Origin of the sequence: Cupriavidus phytohabitans (assembly GCF_000426345.1) — a bacterium.
In the GTDB taxonomy this organism is placed as follows: Bacteria; Pseudomonadota; Gammaproteobacteria; order Burkholderiales; family Burkholderiaceae; genus Cupriavidus.
Genome location: NZ_AUFE01000021.1, coordinates 31,456 through 51,044, shown reverse-complemented (window position 1 = coordinate 51,044; position 19,589 = coordinate 31,456). Strand labels below are relative to the sequence as shown.

Annotated in this window: 18 protein-coding genes; 13 read left to right on the top strand and 5 right to left on the bottom strand. The window is 65.7% G+C overall.

Annotated features, from left to right (window positions below; all coding sequences use genetic code 11):
• Positions 1-313 precede the first annotated feature (313 nt).
• Together K309_RS0116870 and K309_RS0116865 are read left to right on the top strand one after the other, a co-directional pair.
• Positions 314-4,324, top strand: a complete 4,011-nt coding sequence (locus K309_RS0116870; protein WP_035877724.1) for a DUF748 domain-containing protein — start codon at positions 314-316, stop codon at positions 4,322-4,324.
• A 93-nt stretch (positions 4,325-4,417) separates the two neighbouring features.
• The gene (locus K309_RS0116865; protein ID WP_029047538.1) at positions 4,418-4,615 is read left to right on the top strand and encodes a rubredoxin; all 198 of its coding nucleotides are present in this window, start codon (positions 4,418-4,420) and stop codon (positions 4,613-4,615) included.
• 46 nt (positions 4,616-4,661) lie between these two features.
• Here the strand turns inward: K309_RS0116865 and K309_RS42455 are convergent, their stop codons facing one another.
• Together K309_RS42455 and K309_RS0116855 are read right to left on the bottom strand one after the other, a co-directional pair.
• Positions 4,662-4,826 carry a hypothetical protein gene (locus tag K309_RS42455; RefSeq protein WP_198030825.1) on the bottom strand — a complete coding sequence of 55 codons (165 nt, stop codon included), beginning with the start codon at positions 4,824-4,826 and terminating at the stop codon, positions 4,662-4,664.
• A gap of 68 nt (positions 4,827-4,894) precedes the next feature.
• Entirely contained in the window at positions 4,895-5,074 is a 180-nt protein-coding gene (locus tag K309_RS0116855) for a hypothetical protein (protein WP_029047537.1), read from the bottom strand.
• Positions 5,075-5,360: 286 nt separating this feature from the next.
• On the opposite strand from K309_RS0116855, the gene K309_RS0116850 reads away from it, so the two are divergent.
• From K309_RS0116850 to K309_RS0116825, 6 genes are all read left to right on the top strand, one after another.
• Complete coding sequence (locus K309_RS0116850) at positions 5,361-5,864, top strand: membrane protein (protein WP_029047536.1); 504 nt, start codon at positions 5,361-5,363, stop codon at positions 5,862-5,864.
• A 312-nt stretch (positions 5,865-6,176) separates the two neighbouring features.
• Positions 6,177-7,514, top strand: a complete 1,338-nt coding sequence (locus tag K309_RS0116845) for a cytochrome c oxidase subunit II (RefSeq protein ID WP_029047535.1) — start codon at positions 6,177-6,179, stop codon at positions 7,512-7,514.
• Between the two features lie 10 nt (positions 7,515-7,524).
• On the top strand, positions 7,525-9,282 hold the full coding sequence (ctaD, locus tag K309_RS0116840) for a cytochrome c oxidase subunit I (RefSeq protein WP_029047534.1): 1,758 nt from the start codon (positions 7,525-7,527) through the stop codon (positions 9,280-9,282).
• Complete coding sequence (locus K309_RS0116835) at positions 9,279-9,926, top strand: cytochrome c oxidase subunit 3 family protein (RefSeq protein WP_029047533.1); 648 nt, start codon at positions 9,279-9,281, stop codon at positions 9,924-9,926. Before ctaD ends, K309_RS0116835 begins: the two co-directional genes overlap by 4 nt.
• 30 nt (positions 9,927-9,956) lie before the next feature.
• Complete coding sequence (locus K309_RS0116830) at positions 9,957-10,661, top strand: heme-copper oxidase subunit III family protein (protein WP_029047532.1); 705 nt, start codon at positions 9,957-9,959, stop codon at positions 10,659-10,661.
• Between the two features lie 8 nt (positions 10,662-10,669).
• A complete protein-coding gene (locus tag K309_RS0116825; RefSeq protein WP_029047531.1) occupies positions 10,670-11,056 on the top strand; it encodes a cytochrome C oxidase subunit IV family protein in 387 nt (128 codons plus the stop codon).
• 66 nt (positions 11,057-11,122) lie between these two features.
• On the opposite strand, the gene K309_RS0116820 is transcribed toward K309_RS0116825, so the two are convergent.
• A complete protein-coding gene (locus tag K309_RS0116820) occupies positions 11,123-12,562 on the bottom strand; it encodes an NAD-dependent succinate-semialdehyde dehydrogenase (RefSeq protein WP_029047530.1) in 1,440 nt (479 codons plus the stop codon).
• A 469-nt stretch (positions 12,563-13,031) separates the two neighbouring features.
• On the opposite strand from K309_RS0116820, the gene K309_RS0116815 reads away from it, so the two are divergent.
• From K309_RS0116815 to K309_RS0116795, 5 genes are all read left to right on the top strand, one after another.
• Complete coding sequence (locus K309_RS0116815) at positions 13,032-13,436, top strand: hypothetical protein (RefSeq protein ID WP_232232408.1); 405 nt, start codon at positions 13,032-13,034, stop codon at positions 13,434-13,436.
• Between the two features lie 264 nt (positions 13,437-13,700).
• Complete coding sequence (locus K309_RS36695; RefSeq protein ID WP_084402456.1) at positions 13,701-14,840, top strand: GNAT family N-acetyltransferase; 1,140 nt, start codon at positions 13,701-13,703, stop codon at positions 14,838-14,840.
• 513 nt (positions 14,841-15,353) lie between these two features.
• Entirely contained in the window at positions 15,354-15,815 is a 462-nt protein-coding gene (locus K309_RS0116805) for a tripartite tricarboxylate transporter TctB family protein (protein ID WP_029047528.1), read from the top strand.
• Between the two features lie 13 nt (positions 15,816-15,828).
• Positions 15,829-17,331 carry a tripartite tricarboxylate transporter permease gene (locus K309_RS0116800; RefSeq protein ID WP_029047527.1) on the top strand — a complete coding sequence of 501 codons (1,503 nt, stop codon included), beginning with the start codon at positions 15,829-15,831 and terminating at the stop codon, positions 17,329-17,331.
• A gap of 215 nt (positions 17,332-17,546) precedes the next feature.
• Positions 17,547-17,855, top strand: a complete 309-nt coding sequence (locus tag K309_RS0116795) for a helix-turn-helix transcriptional regulator (protein WP_029047526.1) — start codon at positions 17,547-17,549, stop codon at positions 17,853-17,855.
• Positions 17,856-17,875: 20 nt separating this feature from the next.
• Here the strand turns inward: K309_RS0116795 and K309_RS0116790 are convergent, their stop codons facing one another.
• Together K309_RS0116790 and K309_RS0116785 are read right to left on the bottom strand one after the other, a co-directional pair.
• Positions 17,876-18,244 (bottom strand): VOC family protein, encoded by a 369-nt coding sequence (locus tag K309_RS0116790; RefSeq protein ID WP_029047525.1) that lies wholly within the window; start codon positions 18,242-18,244, stop codon positions 17,876-17,878.
• 211 nt (positions 18,245-18,455) lie between these two features.
• The gene (locus K309_RS0116785) at positions 18,456-19,235 is read right to left on the bottom strand and encodes a DUF4397 domain-containing protein (protein WP_029047524.1); all 780 of its coding nucleotides are present in this window, start codon (positions 19,233-19,235) and stop codon (positions 18,456-18,458) included.
• Between the last annotated feature and the right edge of the window lie 354 nt (positions 19,236-19,589).

The following is a 19,589-nucleotide window of genomic DNA, read 5'->3' as shown; positions in this document are numbered from 1 at the left end:
CCGCGTGCATGAAATAAGGGGAGGGCAACTGCCCTCCCTTCCTTTGCGTATCGGGCGAGCGCTCCAGAGGACTTGGCCAGACGACACAACGCGGGCGAGGCAGGCGCGGTGCGGCGGATTAATCCGCAGCCTTGCGACGGAACGCTTCACAAAGGCCGCAAAGATAACAGCTCGGCAATTTTGGCGTTGACTGCGCAATTCCGATGTCTTTGCTTTGTCTGAAACCGTTGCCATAATGTCGACGAAAAAGTGAAATCCGGGGCACAAACAAGCGTGCAGCGCCGGAGTGCGGGGTCAGATCTTCTGGGACGACATGGAATTCAAGCAATCCATTCAGGCAGTGGCCGCTACGCCGCGCGGCCGGCTGGTGGCCCGCATTGCCGGCGGCGTGGTTGCCGCGCTTGCGGTGTTTGGGCTGGCGGGCTATTTTGGCGGACCGCCGCTGCTCAAATACCTGATCGAAAAGAACGCGACCGAAGCGCTCGGGCGCAAGGTCACGCTGGGCAAGGCGCACGTGCGGCCGTTCGAGCTGGCCGCCACGCTGTCTGACCTGACGATCTACGAGCGCGACGGCAAGACGCCCGCGCTGACGCTGGGCGAAGCCGAGGCCAATACTTCGCTGGCATCGCTGTGGCACCTGGCCCCGGTAGTGGACAACCTGCATGTCGACCGCCTTGCCGTGCGCGTGACGCGCGGTGCCGACGGCCGCATGAGCTTTGCCGATGTCCAGGAAAAGTTCGCGGCACTGCCGCCCAAGCCGGCCGATGCCGAACCGGCGCGCTTCTCGGTCAACAATATTGCCGTGACCGGCAGCAGCTTCAGCTATGACGACAAGCGGCTCGACACCAGCATGCGCGTCGACCACCTGACGCTGACGCTGCCGTTTCTGTCCAACCTGCCGCATGACGTCGAGATCGTGACGCGGCCGACGCTGAGCGCCCTGGTCAATGGCACGCCGGTGGCGCTCGACGGCGAGGTGCTGCCTTTCGCCGATTCGCGCCAGACCCGGCTCAATGTGAACCTCGACGGGCTCGACGTGACGCGCTTCATGGCCTTCGCGCCGCCGCTGCGCGATGCCGAGGTCAAGTCCGGCAAGCTCGATACGCGCCTGACGGTGGCGTTCCGCCAGCAGAAGGACACGCAGGAAATGCTGCTGATGGGCACCGCCGCGCTGCGCGATGCCGATATCCGCTCGCGCGCGGGCCAGCCGCTGCTGAAGAGCGGCCGGCTGGCGCTGGACATCGCCCGGATCGAGCCGCTGGCGCGTCGGGTCCAGTTGCGCAGCGTGGAAATCGAAGGGCTGGGGGTGCAGGCCGTGCGGCGCACCGACGGTACGCTGAACCTGGCGACGGCGTTCCTGCCGCAGGTGGCAAGCAAGTCGACCGACGGCGTGGCGCCGGCTCCGGCCCCGGCGGCGTCCGCGCCCGCCGCGCCTTCCTCCGCTTCTTCCGCGCAAGCCGCAGCGGCCGGCCCCGCGCCCAAGGATCAGCCCTGGCGCTACGCGGTCGACCGCATCGTGGTGAAGCAGGCCAACGTCGGGTTTGAGGATGCGCTGGCGCCGTCGGGCCCGGGCATGCTGGCGCTCGGCCCGCTCGACGCGGAGGTAAAGGGCTTTGCCGGCACCGAAGGCGACAAGCCGGCGCATATCGATGCCACCCTGACCGTGGCCGACGGCCAGACCCTGCGCCATACCGGTAACCTTTTGCTGCGCGACGGCACGCTGGCCGGCACGCTCGAGACCACGGGGCTGCGGCCGCAGGGTTTCGCCGCGTGGTGGCCGCGCGAGCTGCGCAGCCAGTTCGGCGAGACCGCGGTCAATGCCGAACTGCACTACCGCATGTCGTGGGCGGCGCCGCAGTTCCAGTTCGTACTGGAAAAGTCCCGGGTGGAACTGGCGCCGCTCTATGTCGCCACGCGCGACCCGGTGGTGATGCCGGCCGCGCCCGCCGCCACCGCCGCCGACACCGCGAAGGACGCGTCGACACAGGCTCCGCAGCGCGCCAGCCGCCGTGCGCGCGAGCGCGCCGAGGCCGACCGAGCGGGCGCCAACCTGCCGCTGCTGCGCGCCGAGAAGCTGGTGCTCGACGATATCCAGCTCGACCTCGCGCGGCAGACGTTCGCGACCAGCCAGGTGACGCTGGCGCAGCCGCAGATTGCGGCCACGCGCGACCACCGCGGGGAACTGCTCGAAATGGCACGGATGTGGGCCAGCGAATCGGCCCAGCAGGCTCGCGCCACGCCGCGCAAGGCACCCGCCGCCGCGAATGCCGCGAATGCCCCGAACGCCGCGAACGCCGCGAACAGGACCAATGGCAAGAACGGCAGTGCCGCCGCAGGTGTCTGGCAAGCCAGGATCGGCAAGATCGCCATCGACGGCGGCAGCGCGCGCGTGGCCGACTACCAGCCGGCCGAGGCCAACCGCGGCCGCCCGGTGGTCCACCAGTTCCGCAATATCGCGCTCAGCACCGGCGCCATTGCGTGGCCGCTGACACCGGCGGCGGTGCCGGTCAAGCTGCATGCCGAATCCGGCCGCCGCGGCGTGATCGGTATCGATGGCACCATATTGCCCGCCATGCCGGCCAGCCGCCTGCAGCTGGACCTGCGCCAGGTGGAAGTGGGGCCGCTGCAGCCGTACCTGGCCGACCGCTTCAATGCGGCGCTGCGCAGAGGCACGCTGACCGTCAAGGGCAAGCTCGATGTCGATGCCCCCACCGGCAAGCCGATCGCCGCGCACTTTGCCGGCAACGTGCTGGCCGGCAACGTGCGCACGGTCGACCGCGTCAGCGGCGACGATTTCCTGCGCTGGCGCTCGCTCGCGGTGTCGGGCATCGACTTCGCGATGGACGAGAGCAAGGGGCCGATGCGCGTCAGCCTGGGCAATATCGCGCTGTCCGATTTCTACGCGCGCGTGATCCTTAACGCCAACGGCCGCCTGAACCTGCAGGACGTGATGGCCGGCGGCGCGGCCAAGGGCGAGGCTGCGCCGTCCACCAGCCTGACGCAGGCCAATCCGGCCTCGGCGCCGGCAACGCCCCCGGTGCGGGCCGGCGACACCCGCACCGCGCAGGTCGAGCAGAAGCCGGGCGGGCCCAAGCCGCAGATCCGCATCGGTGGTGTGTCGGTGAGCCAGGGCAACGTCAATTTCTCGGATTTCTTCGTCAAGCCGAACTACACCGCCAACCTCACCGGCATGAAAGGCTCGGTGTCCAAGGTCTCGTCGGCGGATCCCGCGCCTGCCGACCTGGTGCTCGACGGCCGTATCGACGACGACGCGCCGGTCACCATCAGCGGCAAGATCAATCCGCTGGGCGAGCAGCTGTTCCTGGACATCGCCGCCAAGGCATCGGGGGTCGAGCTGACGCGGCTGACGCCGTACGCGGCCAAGTACGCAGGCTACCCGATCACCAAGGGCAAGCTGACCGTCGACGTCGCGTACAAGATCGAGAACGGCAAGCTGGATGCACGCAATCACCTGTTCCTCGACCAGCTCACCTTCGGCGAGCGCGTCGACAGCCCGGACGCGACCAAGCTGCCGGTGCTGCTGGCGGTGTCGCTGCTGAAGGACCGCAACGGCGTGATCGACGTGAACCTGCCCGTCTCCGGCTCGCTGTCGGACCCGGAGTTCAGCATCGGCGGCGTGATCGTGCGCGTGATCGTCAACCTGCTGACCAAGGCGCTCACGTCGCCATTCTCGCTGATCGCCTCGGCCTTCGGCGGAGGTGGCGGCGAAGAACTCGGTTATGTCGAATTCGCGCCCGGCACGTCGACGCTGACGCCGGCGGCGAAGGACAAGATCGGAAAGCTCGGCCAGGCACTGAACGACCGGCCTTCGCTGCGGCTGGAAATCAGCGGCCGTATCGACCCGGCGACCGACGAGGCCGGTGCGCGCCGCGCGTGGCTGGATGCGCGCGTGGCCGAACAGAAGCGGCGCGACCTGCGCAACAGCGCGCAGGCTGGCGCCGAGGCCGGCGCTGACGAATCGGGCGAGCAGGGCGCCGAGATCAAGGTGTCGAAGCAGGAATACCCGAAGTACCTGGAAGAGGTCTACAAGCGCACCTCGATGAAGAAGCCGCGCAATTTTGTCGGCTTTGCCAAGTCTCTGCCGCCTGAGGAGATGGAGAAGCTGTTGATGGCCAACGCCACGGTCACCGAAGCCGACCTGAAGCGTCTTGCCGAGCAGCGCGCGCTGGTGGTCAAGCAGTCGCTGGAGCGCGACGGCAAGGTGCCGGAGAGCCGGCTGTTCCTGACCGCGCCCAAGCTCACGGCCGAGGGCATCAAGGACAAGGGGGCGCCTAACCGGGTGGACTTCTCGATCCGCCAGTAGCCCGGTGGCCGGCGGCGCCCGTCACGGTGACGCCGGCAAAAGACGGTATGATTCGGCCCGGACAATCCGTTACGACCGAATCAGGAGTGAGTTTTGCAGCAGGATCAACTTGAAGCCGCCGTCGCCTACAAGACCTGGGTGTGCGTGATCTGTGGCTGGGTGTACGACGAGGAACAAGGCTGGCCCGAAGACGGCATCGCCCCCGGCACGCGCTGGGAAGACATCCCTGACGACTGGCGCTGCCCGGAATGCGACGTCGGCAAGGGCGAGTTCGCGATGATCGAGTTATAACCCGGGTTGTAACGCAAGCGGCGCTTGGCAGCGCCGACGTGCTGCACTAGCCATGCCGTCGCAATGGCGGCCTGCATAGCGTGGCGCGCTGCCGTTGCGCGGCGCAGCGCCGGTAGCGCATCCGGTATGAGTGGCTGCAGCGCCAGAGCGCCGCCAGAACGGTAATGAACAGCAGCGCCGCCATGATAGCGGCAAGCAGGCCGATCGACATGGCGGCCCTCCTTCTCGCGGATGCAGCAAAACGCCGGGCCGGCCCATATGGCCGGACTCAGGCCGGGCTCAGATCAGCATCGGCAGTGCTTCCAGCACCAGCACCGCAACCAGCGCGCCGATCAGCGCCCCCATGGTCCGGCAACTGATACGCAGGTACTTGGCGGTCACCGGGATCGAACCCATGGCGATCACGCCCACCAGCGCCATCGGAATCAGGAATACAAGATCATGCGCGGTGAAGTGCATGGCGGTCTCCTGTCTCTCTTTTGTGATTCCAGTATAGGCAGTGTGTGCTGCGCGCAAGGCAGCGCGCATCGGGATTGTCCCGTAGTGCGCACAGCAGGCGCGCCCCGCGGGTACCGGCGCCGGCACATTCCGCGCCGCGGGCGTTGCGCCACGCACGCAGCGGAAGTGTTTTTTGCCGTACCAGCAGTCTCATGGGAGGCGCGTGTCCTATGCTGATCAGAGACGCGGGGCCCGATCCCATCCATGTCGAAGGCCCCGCCGATTCGAGAGAGAGACGGAGGTGGCTATGGAACTTCACATGCGATCGCACCACTACGTGCGGCGCCAGCCAGACTGGACCGCGGCAGCGGTGTCGGGGCTGGCCGCGGGCGCGCTGCTGCTGGTGCTGGAACTGTTCTGGTCGTCGATGGTGTCGGGGGTCAATCCGTGGGTGGCCACGCGCATGATCGCGGCGATCGTGATGGGCCCGGACGAGTTGCAGACGGCGCTGTTCAGCGTCGGCACCGTGGCGGCGGCACTGGTGATCCACTTCGTGCTGGGCGCGGTGCTGGGCATGATCCTGGCGGCGATCATCGCGCCGTTCACGCTGGACTCGAGCCTTGGCATGGCAATGCTGGCCGGCGCCGTGTTCGGGCTGGTTGTTTACTTCTTCAACTTCTATGTGATGACGCGTGCGTTCCCGTGGTTTGTCGAGGTGCGCGGCTGGCATACGTTCATCGGCCACGTGATCTTCGGCTTGACTGCGGCGGCGTGCTACTGGAAGCTGGAAAGCAAGGACGTGTCACACTGAGCTGATGCACTTAGCCGCGGCGCTCAGCGGCCGAATCAGGACTTTTTTAACCCGGGGATCGTGCCCGCACGGCACGGCAAGACGCATGCTCGTTTATCAGCGCGCTTTGGCCACTACACGGGTCTGCGCGCGACCACGGCGGCGGCATGGACCCGAGGGTTCCTGCCGCCGCTTTTTCTCGGCGGATCGCTTGTGCATGGCCGCACGCATCAGGTCGTCATGTCGCCTTGCAGTGACCTGACGGCATGCACTAGTCTTATCTAACCTGCGTGACTTCCGCATCCCTCGCCGCGCGCGAGGAGGAGGGTGGTTATGGCGTTGGCCATTGCACTCGTCGTCATCGTCGTCGCTTCGGTGCTCTTCCATTTCCTGAGCCCGTGGTGGGCGACCCCGCTGGCGTCCAACTGGAAGCAGATGGACGACACGCTGACCATTACCCTCGTCATCACCGGGATATTTTTCGTCGTCATCAACCTCTTCCTCGGCTACATCATCTGGCGCTACCGGCACAATGCGCCGCATCCCAATGGCGGCACCGGCCACCGCGCCGCCTACGAGCCTGAAAACCGCAAGCTCGAGTGGTGGCTGATCGGGGGCACTACCCTTGGCGTGGTGGCGTTGCTGGCGCCGGGCCTGCTCGTCTACGCCGACTATGTGCGCCCGCCGCGCGAGGCGATGGTGCTGGAGGTGGTTGGCCAGCAATGGTCGTGGGCGTTTCGCTTTCCCGGCAAGAGCGGCGAGCTGGGTGCCTCCGACCCGCGCTTCATCACCGGTTCCAATCCGCTGGGCCTTGACCCGGACGACCCGCGCGGACAGGACAACATTGTCATCGTGGGGCCCGAGGTACACCTGCCGCTGAACAAGCCGGTGAAAGTGCTGCTGCGCTCCAAGGACGTGCTGCATGACTTCTACGTGCCGCAGTTCCGCGCGCGCATGAACATGGTGCCGGGCATGGTGACGTCGTTCTGGTTCACGCCGACGCAAACGGGACGCTTTGAAATCCTGTGCGCGCAGCTGTGCGGCGTGGGGCACTACAACATGCGCGGCATCGTGGTGGTGGATGAACCCGCCGCGTACGAAGCCTGGCTGGCGAAGCAGCAGACCTTTGCCATGGCCCTGGCGAAGGCGGCGGCCCCGCCGGCGGCCATGGCCGCTGCAGCGCCGGGCGCCGCCGGCGACGCCGGCATGGTGGAAAAGGGCCGCGCGCTGGCGCAAAGCAAGGGCTGCACCGCGTGCCACAGCATCGACGGCAATCCCAGCGTGGGCCCGACGTGGAAGGGCCTGTACGGCAAGACCGAAACCTTTGCCGACGGCAGCAGCGCGGCGGTCGACGATGCCTTCCTGCACAAGGAGATCAACGACCCGCACGCGCGCCTGGTGAAGGGCTTCGGCCCGGTGATGCCCAAGCTGCCGATGAGCGAGGACGAGACCGCTGCGCTGATCGCATATATCAAGTCGGCAGGGACCGGCGCGCCTGCACCGGAGGCCGCGGCGCCAGGCGCGCCCGCTGCCGCCACCAGCGCCGCCACGACCGCAACAGCCGGCACGGCCGCGCCCGCGCCAGCCCCTGGCGCTGCCTCGGGCACCTATACGACCTCGACCGCGGTGGCCGTGCCACCCGGCGCGGCGCCCGCGCCGCCACGCAAGTGAGGAGACCCGCATGGCTTACGCCGACGATGCCGCCCATCACGCGCCGCAGAGCTTCTGGACCCGCTACGTCTGGAGCCAGGACCACAAGGTGATCGCCGTGCAGTACACCATCGTGGCGATCGTGGTCGGGCTGGTGGGCGTGGCGTTGTCCAACCTGATGCGGATGCAGCTGGGTTTCCCGGGGCGCTTCGAGTTTATCGACGTCAACCGCTATTACCAGTTCGTCACCATGCACGGCATGATCATGGTGATCTACCTGCTGACGGCGCTGTTCCTCGGCGGCTTCGGCAACTACCTGATCCCGCTGATGGTGGGGGCGCGGGACATGGTGTTCCCCTTCCTCAACATGCTCAGCTTCTGGGTCTACCTGCTGTCGGTGATCGTGCTGCTGGCCAGCTTCTTCGTGCCGGGCGGGCCCACCGGTGCGGGCTGGACACTGTACCCGCCGCAGGCCATCCTGCCCGGCACCCCGGGGCATGACTGGGGCATCATCCTGATGCTGGTGTCGCTGGCGATCTTCATCGTCGCGGCGACGATGGGCGGCCTGAACTACGTCACCACGGTGCTGCAGGCGCGCACCGAGGGCATGACGCTGCTGCGGATGCCGCTGTCGGTGTGGGGCATCTTCATGGCCACCATCCTTGCGCTGCTGGCATTCCCCGCGCTGTTCGTATCGGCGGTGATGATGCTGCTGGACAAGACCCTGGGCACCAGCTTCTTCATGCCCGCGATGGTGTCGATGGGGCAGCAGCTCACCTACAAGGGCGGCAGCCCGCTGCTGTTCCAGCACCTGTTCTGGTTCTTCGGCCACCCCGAGGTGTATATCGTCGCGCTGCCGGCCTTCGGCATCGTCTCCGACCTGGTCAGCGTGCATGCGCGCAAGAGCATCTTCGGCTATCGCACCATGGTGTGGGCGATCCTGGCGATCGGCGTGCTGTCGGTGGTGGTGTGGGCGCACCATATGTTCGTCAGCGGCATGAACCCCTACTTCGGCTTCTTCTTTGCCACCACCACGCTGATCATCGCCGTGCCCACGGCGATCAAGGTCTACAACTGGGTCATCACGCTATGGCGCGGCGACATCCATTTCTCGGTGCCGATGCTGTTCGCGATCGCGTTTATCAGCACCTTTGTCATCGGCGGGCTGACCGGACTGTTCCTGGGCAATGTCAGCGTGGATATCCCGCTGTCGAACACGTATTTCGTGGTGGCGCACTTCCACATGGTGATGGGCGTGTCGCCGATCCTGGTGGTGTTCGGCGGCATCTACCACTGGTATCCCAAGGTGACGGGCCGCATGCTCGACGACACCATGGGCCGCGTGCATTTCTGGATCACCTTCATCGGCACCTACGCCATCTTCTTCCCGATGCACTATCTCGGGGTGCTGGGCATGCCGCGGCGCTACTACGCGTGGGAGAACTACGCCTTCATCCCCGAGTCCGCGCATGTGATGAACATGTACATCTCGGTGGCGGCGTTCGTGGTCGCCACGGCGCAGCTGCTCTTTGTCTATAACCTGGTGTGGAGCCTGCGCCGTGGCCAGAAGGCCGACGGCAACCCGTGGCGCGCGGCCTCGCTGGAATGGCAGACGCCGCAGACGCCGCCCGTGCACGGCAACTGGGGCCCGCACCTGCCGGTGGTGTACCGCTGGGCCTACGCCTACAGCGTGCCGGGCGCGCGCGAGGACTTCATCGCGCAGAACGCGCCGCCCGAAGAAGGCGGATCGGAGCCTGAACCCCACGCCAGCCGCGGAGCCGTAGCATGAACGCCGACGCCGTCTACAAGGTCAGCCGCGACGACTTCGGCGGCAATCCCTCCGGCGAGAATGCCGCGCACCGCCACCCGCAGCGGCGGTCGCCGGCAAGCATCGGCCTGTGGGTGTTCATGGGCGTGGTCACGTCGCTGTTCGCGCTGTTCCTGACCGCCTATGCGCTGCGCATGGACAGCCCGGACTGGCACCGCATCGCGCTGCCGTGGCAGGTATGGCTGTCGACGGCGCTGCTGGCCGCGGGCAGCGTGGCGATGGAGGCGGCGTCGCGCGCGGCGCGCCGCGGCAGCATGGGAGTGGCGCGGCTGGCGCTGCGGCTGGGCGGCCTGGGGGCTGCCGCCTTCGTGGTCTCGCAGCTGTGGGCCTGGCAGGCGCTGGGCGCGATGCAGGTCATGCCTGCCGGCAATCCGGCAGGCAGCTTCTTCTACCTGCTGACTGCCATGCATGGCCTGCACGTGCTGGGTGGCCTGGCAGGATGGGGCTTCGCGGTGGCAGCGCGCGGCAGCGGCGACCGCGTCGCGCTGCGCATGCGGCTGTGCGCGCGCTACTGGCATTTCCTGCTCGCCGTGTGGGCGGTGTTGCTGGCAGCGCTGGGCTGGCTCACGCCCGAGCTGGTGCGCTATCTCTGCGGCACGGCCTAGGGCGCGCACGCAGAAGAGGAGGAGAGCGGCATGTCAACGCAACTGTCTTCACCCTCGGCCACGCCGCCCGCGGCACCGCCGCCGTCGGGCGGGCTGCGCGGCCTGCTGGCGGACTGGTCCTCGGACCAGCAGGCCTTCAAGGTGTCGTGGGGCAAGACCATGATGTGGATCTTCCTGCTGTCCGACACCTTTGTCTTCAGCTGCTTCCTGACCGGCTATATGTCGGTGCGCATGGCGACCACAGTGCCGTGGCCGAATCCCAGCGAGGTATTCGCGCTGCACGTGGGCGGCGCCGATATCCCGCTGCTGCTGATCGCCATCATGACCTTCGTTCTGATCACCAGCAGCGGCACCATGGCGATGGCCGTCAACTTTGCCTACCGGCGCGCGCGCCGGGAATGCGCGCTGCTGATGCTGGTGACGGCGTTGTTCGGCATGCTCTTCGTCGGCATGCAGGCATTCGAATGGACCAAGCTGATCGTCGACGAGGGCGTGCGCCCCTGGAGCAACCCGATGGGCGCGGCGCAGTTCGGCTCGACCTTCTTCATGATCACCGGCTTCCACGGGCTGCACGTGTCGTGCGGCGTGATCTACCTGCTGGTGGTCGCCACGCGCGTGCTGCGCGGGCGCTACGAAGCCACCGGCAACTACCAGATCGTCGAGATCGCCGGGTTGTACTGGCACTTCGTTGACCTGGTCTGGGTGTTTATCTTTGCGTTGTTCTATCTCTGGTGAGGGCTGCCATGGCATCGACTCCCGCATCCCCCGCAACCCCAACGACGCCCACGCCGCCGGCCGCGCACGAGCCCGAGCATGCCGGCGCGCATAGCGGCCAGCAGCATCCCATCGGGCTGTACCTGAAGATCTGGCTGTTGCTGTTCGTGCTGTCGACGCTGTCCTACCTGGTCGACTATTTCCATGTCACCGGATACCTGCGCTGGACGCTGATCCTGGTGTTCATGGCGCTGAAGGCGGGGCTGATCGTGGCGGTGTTCATGCATATGGCATGGGAACGCATGGCGCTGATCTGCGCCATCCTGGTCCCGCCGCTGTGCCTGCTGATACTGGTCTGGCTGATGGCGGAAGAAGCGAACTATACGTTCCTGACGCGCGGCATCTTCTTCCGCTGACGGGGAGGGCGCCGCCGGCTCCGGGAGGGGCCGGCGGCAGGCCGCCTCAGTCACTGGCCACCGGCTTCAGACCTGGGTGATGAACTTGGTCACCAGGTAGCCATCGAACGTCTCCAGGCCACCCTCGCTGCCGATGCCCGAGTCCTTGATGCCGCCGAATGGCGTTTCGGCCAGCGCCATGCCGAAGTGGTTGATGTTGACCATGCCCGCTTCCAGCCCGTTGGAAACTTCCGTCGCGGTCTTGAGCGAGTTGGTGAACACATACGAGGCCAGGCCGAAGGGCAGGCTGTTGGCGCGGCGCAGCACTTCGGCGGTGTCCTTGAAGCGCGTGACCGGCGCAACCGGGCCGAACGGCTCGTCGGTCATCAGGCGCGAATCGTCGGGCAGGTCGGTCACCACGGTCGGCGCGAAGAAATAGCCTTTGTCGTTGCCGAGGGCGCTGATGCGCGAGCCGCCGGCCACCACCTTGCCGCCGCGCTGGCTGGCATCGTCCAGGAACTGCTCCATCGACAGCACGCGGCGCTCATGCGCCAGCGGGCCCATCTGGGTGCCGTCGTCCAGGCCGTTGCCGACCTTGATCGAGCCGATCACCTCGGTGAAGCGCGCCAGGAACTTGTCATAGGCCTTTTCCTGGACGTAGAAGCGCGTCGGCGACACGCACACCTGGCCGGCATTGCGCAGCTTGAAGCGCGCCAGCATCTCGGCGGCGGGCTCGATGTCGGCGTCGTCGAACACCAGCACCGGCGAATGGCCGCCCAGCTCCATGGTCACGCGCTTCATGTGCGCGCCGGCCAGCGCGGCCAGCTGCTTGCCCACCGGCACCGAGCCGGTAAAGGAGATCTTGCGCACGATCGGCGATTCGATCAGGTAGGTCGAGACTTCGCCGGGGACGCCCCAGACGATGTTCAGCACCCCGGGCGGCAGGCCGGCATCATGGAACAGCTGGGCCAGCGCCACCACCGCGCTGGGCGAGTCCTCCGGACCCTTCAGGATCAGCGTGCAGCCCGCGCCCACCGCGGCGACGATCTTGCGGATCGCCTGGTTGAACGGGAAGTTCCACGGCGTGAACGCGGCGCAGACCCCGATCGGCTCGCGCACGACGATCTGCCGCACATTGGGCTGGCGCGGCGGGATCACGCGGCCGTAGATGCGGCGGCATTCCTCGGCGTGCCAGTCGGCATGCTCGGCGCAGACCATGATTTCGCCGATGGCTTCGGCCAGCGGCTTGCCCTGATCCAGCGTGATATTGCGGCCGATGTCCTTGGCGCGCTCGCGGGCCAGCTCGCCTACGCGGCGCAGGATCTTGCCACGCTCCAGCGGCGAGGACTTCTTCCAGCTTTCGAACGCGCGCTGCGCGGCGGCGAGCGCGCGGTCCAGGTCGGCGCGCGTCGCGTGCGGCAGCTTGCCCAGCACTTCCTCGGTGGCCGGGTTGATGACGTCCTGCTCGCGCCTGTCGCCTCCCTTGATGAATTCACCGTCGATATAGAGGGCGAGATCCTGGTACATGCGTGTTCTCCTTGGTGGCGTTCGTTGGGTGAAGGGCAAGGCCGCAGCCGCGGACATGCGGAAAATCCCGCGGCCGCGGCCGTCGGCGAAAACGCAAGCTTACCGCGACTGCGGCGATCATGCAGTGGGGGGCTGGAAACCGACAAACATGACCCTACCCCTCGAAGGTCCCGCGACTGAGAGCGCGCGCGTACGCCGGTACGCGGCGTTTGCTGCCGGACTGACTTGCGGGAGAGAAAACTGCCGGGCGGCGCACGCAGCCTCTATGGGGCCGATCCGTGAGGCGCCAGCAAGGCGCATCGCCTACGGGAGGCGCCGGCCCGCGCCGACTATGCTGCGGCGACCGTCGCACCGGAATAACTCATTCAGGTAGAAATGCAGGGCTGCGGCCCGTTGTCGTCCGCACACGCCTCAGGGGGCGTCTACGCCATGTCATCGCGATATCGCTGGTCCATGTGCGGTTGACCACATGGACGTGAACCCCCCGGTGCCGCGCGCTGTAGAATTTCCCGGACCCATATCGACAAACTGTCTTTACGTGCGCACCATCCGGCTTCTTCTGCTGATCCTGATGCTGGCCTTCCTGCCTCTCCAAGGCTGGGCGAACGCGGTCGCGCACACCGTGTCGGCGGATGCCACGGCCAAGGCCGCCGAGGCCGAGTTTGCAGAGCGCGACGACGCCGGCCATCCCATGCCACCTTCCGAAGCCGCGGAGCCGTCGGAGCAGACCGGCTCCGATCCTGTCGAGCAGCTGTTATCGCCCTCCCCGCTAGTTCTCGCGGCCTGTGCAGGTAGTGCCAGCCGGCCGCAATACGCCGGCGGGCCACTGCCCGGCCCCGACCTGCCACGCCTGCCGCGTCCTCCACGCGGCTGATCCGCACCGTGAGCGGTGTGCGCGATCACGTTCTGCGTCCTGGCAAGAATGATCGTGGCCTAGTTCTCGCGCCGGCGTGAGTGGTGCCCTCGATGTGGGTGCCGCCGAGTTGGTGGCCTCGTCCACGTGAACGGCACTACTTTCCGCTCATTCCAGTCATTCACCTATCGAAAGCGCGTCGCGGCGCCTCGGTCCGCAGGCTGATGCTAGCGAGACCAATGCCCCGGCGCTGAGCGCATTGGCACGTCTGATATGGAATCATCAATGCAATCGATCCTGCTTCAACCAGACACGCCAGCGTGGCGGGAAACGCTGGCACGCTGTCACCACGACTGCCATCACACGCCAGGCTGGTACGTCGCAGCAGAGCGCAGTGAGCGTGGCAGCGCGGCTGCTGTCCATGTCACCGACGGATCCTGCGACTTGCTGGTTCCGATCGTGCGCCGGCCGCTCGCCAATGACAGTTGGGACGCCACCTCGGCCTACGGTTACGGAGGACCGGTAGTGAGCCACGGCGCACCGGCCGGGTTCGCCGACGAGGCACTTGGCGCCGCGCTGGCGCTGCTGCGCCGTGAAGGCTGCGTGTCGTGGTTTATCCGCATGCACCCATTGCTAAATGCGGACTGGCAGAGCCGCTTCGGGGTGGTGGTCGAGCAAGGGTCCACCGTCTCGATCGACCTCACGAAGAGCCCGGAGCGGCTGTGGCAGGAAACCCAGGCGCGCCACAAGCGTGGCATTAACCGCGCCCGTCGCGCTGGCGTCACTGCACGGCTAGACACTGACTGCGCAATGCTGCCGCGGTTTATCCGGCTCTACAACGAAACCATGACGCGGTTAAATGCGTCGGCGTATTACTTCTTCGACGCGCAATACTATGGGACCCTGGTGCGATCCCTCGGCAGCGACCTGCTGCTGTTCGTGGCCGAAGAGGACGGCGACGTCATCGGCGGGGCATTGTTCACCGTGTCGCGCGAGTCGGGCATCATGCAATACCACCTCGCAGGCTGGGACTGGGAATACCGTCATCGCCAGCCGTCAAAGACGGTCATCCATGCTGCGCGCGAATGGGGCCAGCTTAACCGCATGAAGTGCCTGCACCTGGGCGGCGGGCTGGGTTCTGCGAACGATTCTCTGCATGAATTCAAGCTAGGTTTCTCGCCCGACACGCATGTGTACAGGACGCAGCGCGTGGTAGTGGATCCTGAGTGCTATGTGGCACTGTCCGGCGGAGACAAATCCACGCTGGATGAACTGGACGGCTACTTCCCGGCGTACCGGCGCCCCGGGGGCCGTTTCGGGCCCGCGCTGCCGTCGACACTTGTGGCGAAACCATCCTGCCAGACGAAGCCTGAAGCAAGCGATGGCGGCAGGGGCTATGCAGGTTGCATATTTGAAGTGGCGTGATTGCCGGCTTCGGCGGGAAGCTGATTGCTGGAGCGGAACGTGATTGCGTCGGCGACTTTGCCATACCACGCCACCTGCTGACGCTTGCTGAAAGCCATTCGAAAGATCAACCTGTCATCCTGCAATCGCTGGCACTCCCTCCCAGCACACGCGCCGGCACACGCAGGCGCGTCTTGACGGCCGCGTCTTGCCCTGATGCAAGCGCGCGCCGTCTTATTCGCCAGGCTGAAAGCTCCCAATCCGCCTGCGCCCACAAGCCATTCCCACATCAGAATTAATGCGAGTCAATACATCACTGCATGATGTATTGACTCGCGCACCATCCATCAAAAACCCCTTGTTTCAAGGCCTGTTGGTAAATACCCGTAAGCCAGGACAAATGAAAGCCCCCTGAAAGATCACCTCTTTAAGGTTCGATCCAACCGTCGGAAACCATGCCATTGGCATGCCGCGTTGCGCCAGAGCCAGCGCTCGCCCCGGCCTTGCATTTCATGAACTTTGAGGAGAATCGTTTTGCGCATACGCAGCCAAAAGGACTTTGCCTCCGGCCTGATGTTTATCCTGGTCGGTCTGGGCTTTTCCTGGGTCGCACGCGGCTATTCCATGGGAACGGCGGCGAAGATGGGACCCGGATATTTCCCCTTCCTGCTGGGCCTGGTGCTCGCCGTGCTGGGCGTGGTAGTGCTGCTGGGCTCGCTCTCGTCCAAGGGCGAGGAGGACCACCTTGCCCGCTGGGACCTGAAGACCCTGCTGTGGATCCTGGGTTCGGTAGTGCTGTTCGGCCTGCTGCTCAAGCCGCTCGGCATGGTGCTGTCGGTGTTCGTGCTGGTGCTGGTGTCGTCGATGGCGAGCCATGAATTCAGCTGGAAGGGCGCGTTGCTCAACGGCGTAGTGCTGGTGCTGATCAGCCTCGGTGCCTTCGTCTACGGCATCAACCTGCAGATGCCGGTGTGGCCGGCTTTCCTGGGTAGCTAAGGAGTCGCACACCATGGAACTGTTTGACCATCTTGCACTGGGCTTTTCCACGGCCCTGTCGCTGCAGAACCTGGCCTATGCCTTCCTCGGCTGCGTGCTGGGCACGCTGATCGGCGTGCTGCCGGGGCTGGGGCCGCTGGCCACCATCGCCATGCTGCTGCCGATCACCTATACGCTGCCGCCGGTGGCCGCGCTGATCATGCTGGCCGGCATCTACTACGGCGCGCAGTACGGCGGTTCTACGACCGCCATCCTGGTGAACCTGCCGGGTGAATCGTCCTCGGTGGTGACAACCATCGACGGCTACCAGATGGCGCGGCGCGGGCGGGCCGGGGTGGCGCTGGCCACCGCGGGCCTGGGCTCGTTCTTCGCCGGCTGCGTGGCTACGCTGATTCTGGCCGCGTTTGCCACGCCGCTGTCGGAAATCGCGTTCAAGTTCGGTCCCGCCGAATACTTCTCGCTGATGGTGCTGGGCCTGATCGGTGCCGTGGTGCTGGCGTCGGGTTCGCTGCCAAAGGCGATCTCGATGATCGTGCTGGGCCTGCTGCTGGGGCTGATCGGTACCGACGTGAATTCGGGCGCCGCACGCTTCTCGTTCGACGTTCCGGAGTTGACAGATGGTATCGATTTCGTCGCACTGGCCATGGGCATGTTCGGCTTTGCCGAAATCATCGCCAACCTGGAGCAGAAGGAAGCGCGCGAGACCTTCACCAACAGGGTTACCAACCTGTTCCCGACCAAGGACGACTTCAAGCGCATGATTCCCGCGGTGCTGCGCGGCACGGCGCTGGGTTCGGCGCTGGGCATCCTGCCCGGCGGCGGCGCGGCGCTGGCATCGTTCGCGGCCTATTCGCTGGAGAAGAAGACTTCCAAGTTTGCGCACGAGTTCGGCAAGGGCGCGATCGAAGGCGTGGCCGGTCCGGAATCGGCCAACAATGCCGCGGCGCAGACCTCGTTCATCCCGCTGCTGACGCTGGGCATTCCACCCAACGCGGTGATGGCGCTGATGGTCGGCGCGATGACGATCCACAATATCCAGCCCGGCCCGCAGGTGATGACCAGCAACCCGGCGCTGTTCTGGGGCCTGATCGCCTCGATGTGGATCGGCAACCTGATGCTGATCATCCTGAACCTGCCGATGATCGGTATCTGGGTCAAGCTGCTGACCGTGCCGTATCGCTTCCTGTACCCGGCCATCCTGACGTTCTGCTGCATCGGCGTCTACTCGGTCAACAACCAGACCTTCGATGTGTTCATGGCTGCCGGCTTCGGCATCATCGGCTACCTGTTCCTGAAGCTCAAGTGCGAGCCCGCGCCGCTGCTGCTGGGCTTCGTGCTGGGGCCGATGATGGAAGAGAACTTCCGGCGCTCGCTGCTGCTGTCGCGTGGTGACTTCACCGTGTTCGTGACGCGCCCGCTGTCGGTCGGCCTGCTGATCGCGGCTGCCGCACTGGTGGCGGTGGTGGCCCTGCCGTCGATCAAGGCCAAGCGCGAAGAGGCGTTCCAGGAAGAATAGCGCCGCGCGTGTTCCCGGGAATGCGCCGTCGGAACGGTCCACCCCAGGCGGCGCATGACAACGCAAGCGTTTCGGGGTGCCTCTGCGCACCCCGTTTTCTTTGGCTCGGGCCGCACTGCCCGCCATCACGACAAGAGAGTGCCCGACTGCGGCAGCAGTCATGGCTGCGCATGATGATCAGGATTCCCGCACCATCGGGTGCGCCCACAGCGCCCATGAAACCGCCAACCCTTGACCGCTTTTTTTCACGTGTCTACGTCCTCAAGCTCGTACAGTCGAGTCCTTCGACGGTGCTGAGCCTGGTCGAACGCCTGCGCGAACGGGGCATCGACAAGAACATCCGCTCGCTGCGGCCGGTGCTGCGCAGCCTGATGATGGCGCGTGCCATTACCGCCGAGCTGGTCGAAGGCAGCGGCCGCGTGTACTGCATCACGGAGCGCGGGCGTGCCGAACTGGAGCAGTACATCTCGCACCTTGCGGTGCTGAAGGCGGAGCTGGCGCCGGACGAGGGCGAGCCCGGCTGACCGGCGAGCCCTTCTGCTCGTCATTCCTTCGTAAAGATTTCCAGGAAATGCTTGCTCGGATCTTCAAAATAGATCCGGCGGCCGCCATCGTCAGTGCTGACTTGTTCTGGCCGGCGGCGGTAGGGGTCGGCCCAGTACATCAGGTTGCGCTCGCGGATGCGGGCAAAGCTCTGGTCGAACTCGGCGTCGCTGACCAGGAAGGCATAGTGCTGCAGGGCAACATCGCCTTCGGCGTCCATGAAATCCAGCGTGACACCGTTGTCGAGGCGGACGCCGAGAAATGGCCCGAACGGCACTGCCGCTGGCCGCCCGAGGATCTCGCAGAGAAAGTCGGCGGAGACCTTCTTGTCAACGGAAAACACGATGGTGTGATTGAGCTGGATAGCCATGTCGCAATCCCCCAAAAGCTGTGTGCGGGGAGCGGCGCGTCCAAATGCCGCGACGGACATTCATGCCACGCGCGTCCCACGCCGACAGCGTACAGGTTTGGCCGCTGAATGTCGCCCGAAAGAAAAACAGGCCGGTCGTCCAGGGACCGGCCTGCGGCGCATACCCGTGCGCATGGCACGGGCAGGCTCATGCTTGCCGCGTTATTGCGGCTTATTGCGATACCAGCTCAAGGCCGGCCTGCGATTCGTCGTTGCCGCGTGCCACCAGCACCTTGATCTTGTTCGGCACGGTCGCGCCGATGCCGTCGCTCGGAATGGTGGTGATCAGCCAGTCGGCGTTGTTGTCCAGCGTCAGCGCGCCCGAATCAAAGATCACGGTCTTGGTGCCCGCCGTGGTAATACGCAGGCGGTAGGTGCCGCCGTCCATGTCGACCGAATCGGACCCGGAAGCCGGCGATGCCTGCTTGTATCCTACGTTGCTGAAGTTCGGGCCGACCGAATTGATATCGATCGCCGGCATGGTCAGGTAGATGTCGACGTTCTGCGCATTGAATGAAGCGTTCAGCGTGCGCACGCGCGCCTTGTTCGACAGCAGGCCCTTTTCGAACGGATCGTCGATCAGCAGCACATCGGCAGCGGTCGCGCCTGGCAGGGCGACCACGGTGTACTTGTGGCCGGTGGCGGCCACCACGGTCGCGCGGCCGAGTTCGGTCTGCGTGCCGGCAACGTTGAACGAGATCAGCTGGTTGCCGGTTTCAACGTTGAAGTAAGTTGAGACAAACTTGTACGCCTTGTTGGTGAAGCTGGTCAGCGCGCCGTTCTGCAGGATGTCGACGTTGGGGCCGCCGGTGATCGCATGGATCGCACGGATGGTCGGCTTGCTCAGGCCGACGCGATCGTCGATGCCGTCATCGCCGCCGCCACAGGCGGACAGGACTGCCGTTGCGGCCAGCACGAGGCCGAGGATAAGACTGGTCTTGGATCGGAACATGGGTCACCTCTTACCGTTGGAATCAGAGACGAGCTGGCCCATGCAGTGCGACGGGGTTGCCGGTAGCGTGGCCAGTTGGCGTTCTGCATGGTGCAGGCGCGGCGAGCGCGCGTGCCATGGATGCAGCTGCCGTGATGGAACGATAGGTATGAAGGCAGGCAGGAGACAGGCGCGCGGCTCCGAATTCCCTGTCGGAGGAATCCCACAGACACAATGTCCACAATGCGTCCGAAATACCGTAAGCGTGACCGGGTATAGGTTGGCGGCGGCCGGCCCGACGCGCCGGCTTGTGCGGGCCAGCGGCAATTACTGTGTAACCGGTTGTTGCAACCGGCGTGTCGCCGCCATTGACGC

What these genes read in the sequence shown, in the direction of transcription:
- K309_RS0116820 (WP_029047530.1), bottom strand. Translation starts at nt 12,562, where the DNA reads ATGTACCAGGATCTCGCCCTCTATATCGACGGTGAATTCATCAAGGGA.
- K309_RS0116825 (WP_029047531.1), top strand. Translation starts at nt 10,670, where the DNA reads ATGGCATCGACTCCCGCATCCCCCGCAACCCCAACGACGCCCACGCCG.
- K309_RS0116845 (WP_029047535.1), top strand. Translation starts at nt 6,177, where the DNA reads ATGGCGTTGGCCATTGCACTCGTCGTCATCGTCGTCGCTTCGGTGCTC.
- ctaD (WP_029047534.1), top strand. Translation starts at nt 7,525, where the DNA reads ATGGCTTACGCCGACGATGCCGCCCATCACGCGCCGCAGAGCTTCTGG.
- K309_RS0116795 (WP_029047526.1), top strand. Translation starts at nt 17,547, where the DNA reads ATGAAACCGCCAACCCTTGACCGCTTTTTTTCACGTGTCTACGTCCTC.
- K309_RS0116785 (WP_029047524.1), bottom strand. Translation starts at nt 19,235, where the DNA reads ATGTTCCGATCCAAGACCAGTCTTATCCTCGGCCTCGTGCTGGCCGCA.
- K309_RS0116815 (WP_232232408.1), top strand. Translation starts at nt 13,032, where the DNA reads ATGGACGTGAACCCCCCGGTGCCGCGCGCTGTAGAATTTCCCGGACCC.
- K309_RS0116800 (WP_029047527.1), top strand. Translation starts at nt 15,829, where the DNA reads ATGGAACTGTTTGACCATCTTGCACTGGGCTTTTCCACGGCCCTGTCG.
- K309_RS0116790 (WP_029047525.1), bottom strand. Translation starts at nt 18,244, where the DNA reads ATGGCTATCCAGCTCAATCACACCATCGTGTTTTCCGTTGACAAGAAG.
- K309_RS0116855 (WP_029047537.1), bottom strand. Translation starts at nt 5,074, where the DNA reads ATGCACTTCACCGCGCATGATCTTGTATTCCTGATTCCGATGGCGCTG.
- K309_RS36695 (WP_084402456.1), top strand. Translation starts at nt 13,701, where the DNA reads ATGCAATCGATCCTGCTTCAACCAGACACGCCAGCGTGGCGGGAAACG.
- K309_RS0116850 (WP_029047536.1), top strand. Translation starts at nt 5,361, where the DNA reads ATGGAACTTCACATGCGATCGCACCACTACGTGCGGCGCCAGCCAGAC.
- K309_RS0116835 (WP_029047533.1), top strand. Translation starts at nt 9,279, where the DNA reads ATGAACGCCGACGCCGTCTACAAGGTCAGCCGCGACGACTTCGGCGGC.
- K309_RS42455 (WP_198030825.1), bottom strand. Translation starts at nt 4,826, where the DNA reads ATGTCGATCGGCCTGCTTGCCGCTATCATGGCGGCGCTGCTGTTCATT.
- K309_RS0116830 (WP_029047532.1), top strand. Translation starts at nt 9,957, where the DNA reads ATGTCAACGCAACTGTCTTCACCCTCGGCCACGCCGCCCGCGGCACCG.
- K309_RS0116870 (WP_035877724.1), top strand. Translation starts at nt 314, where the DNA reads ATGGAATTCAAGCAATCCATTCAGGCAGTGGCCGCTACGCCGCGCGGC.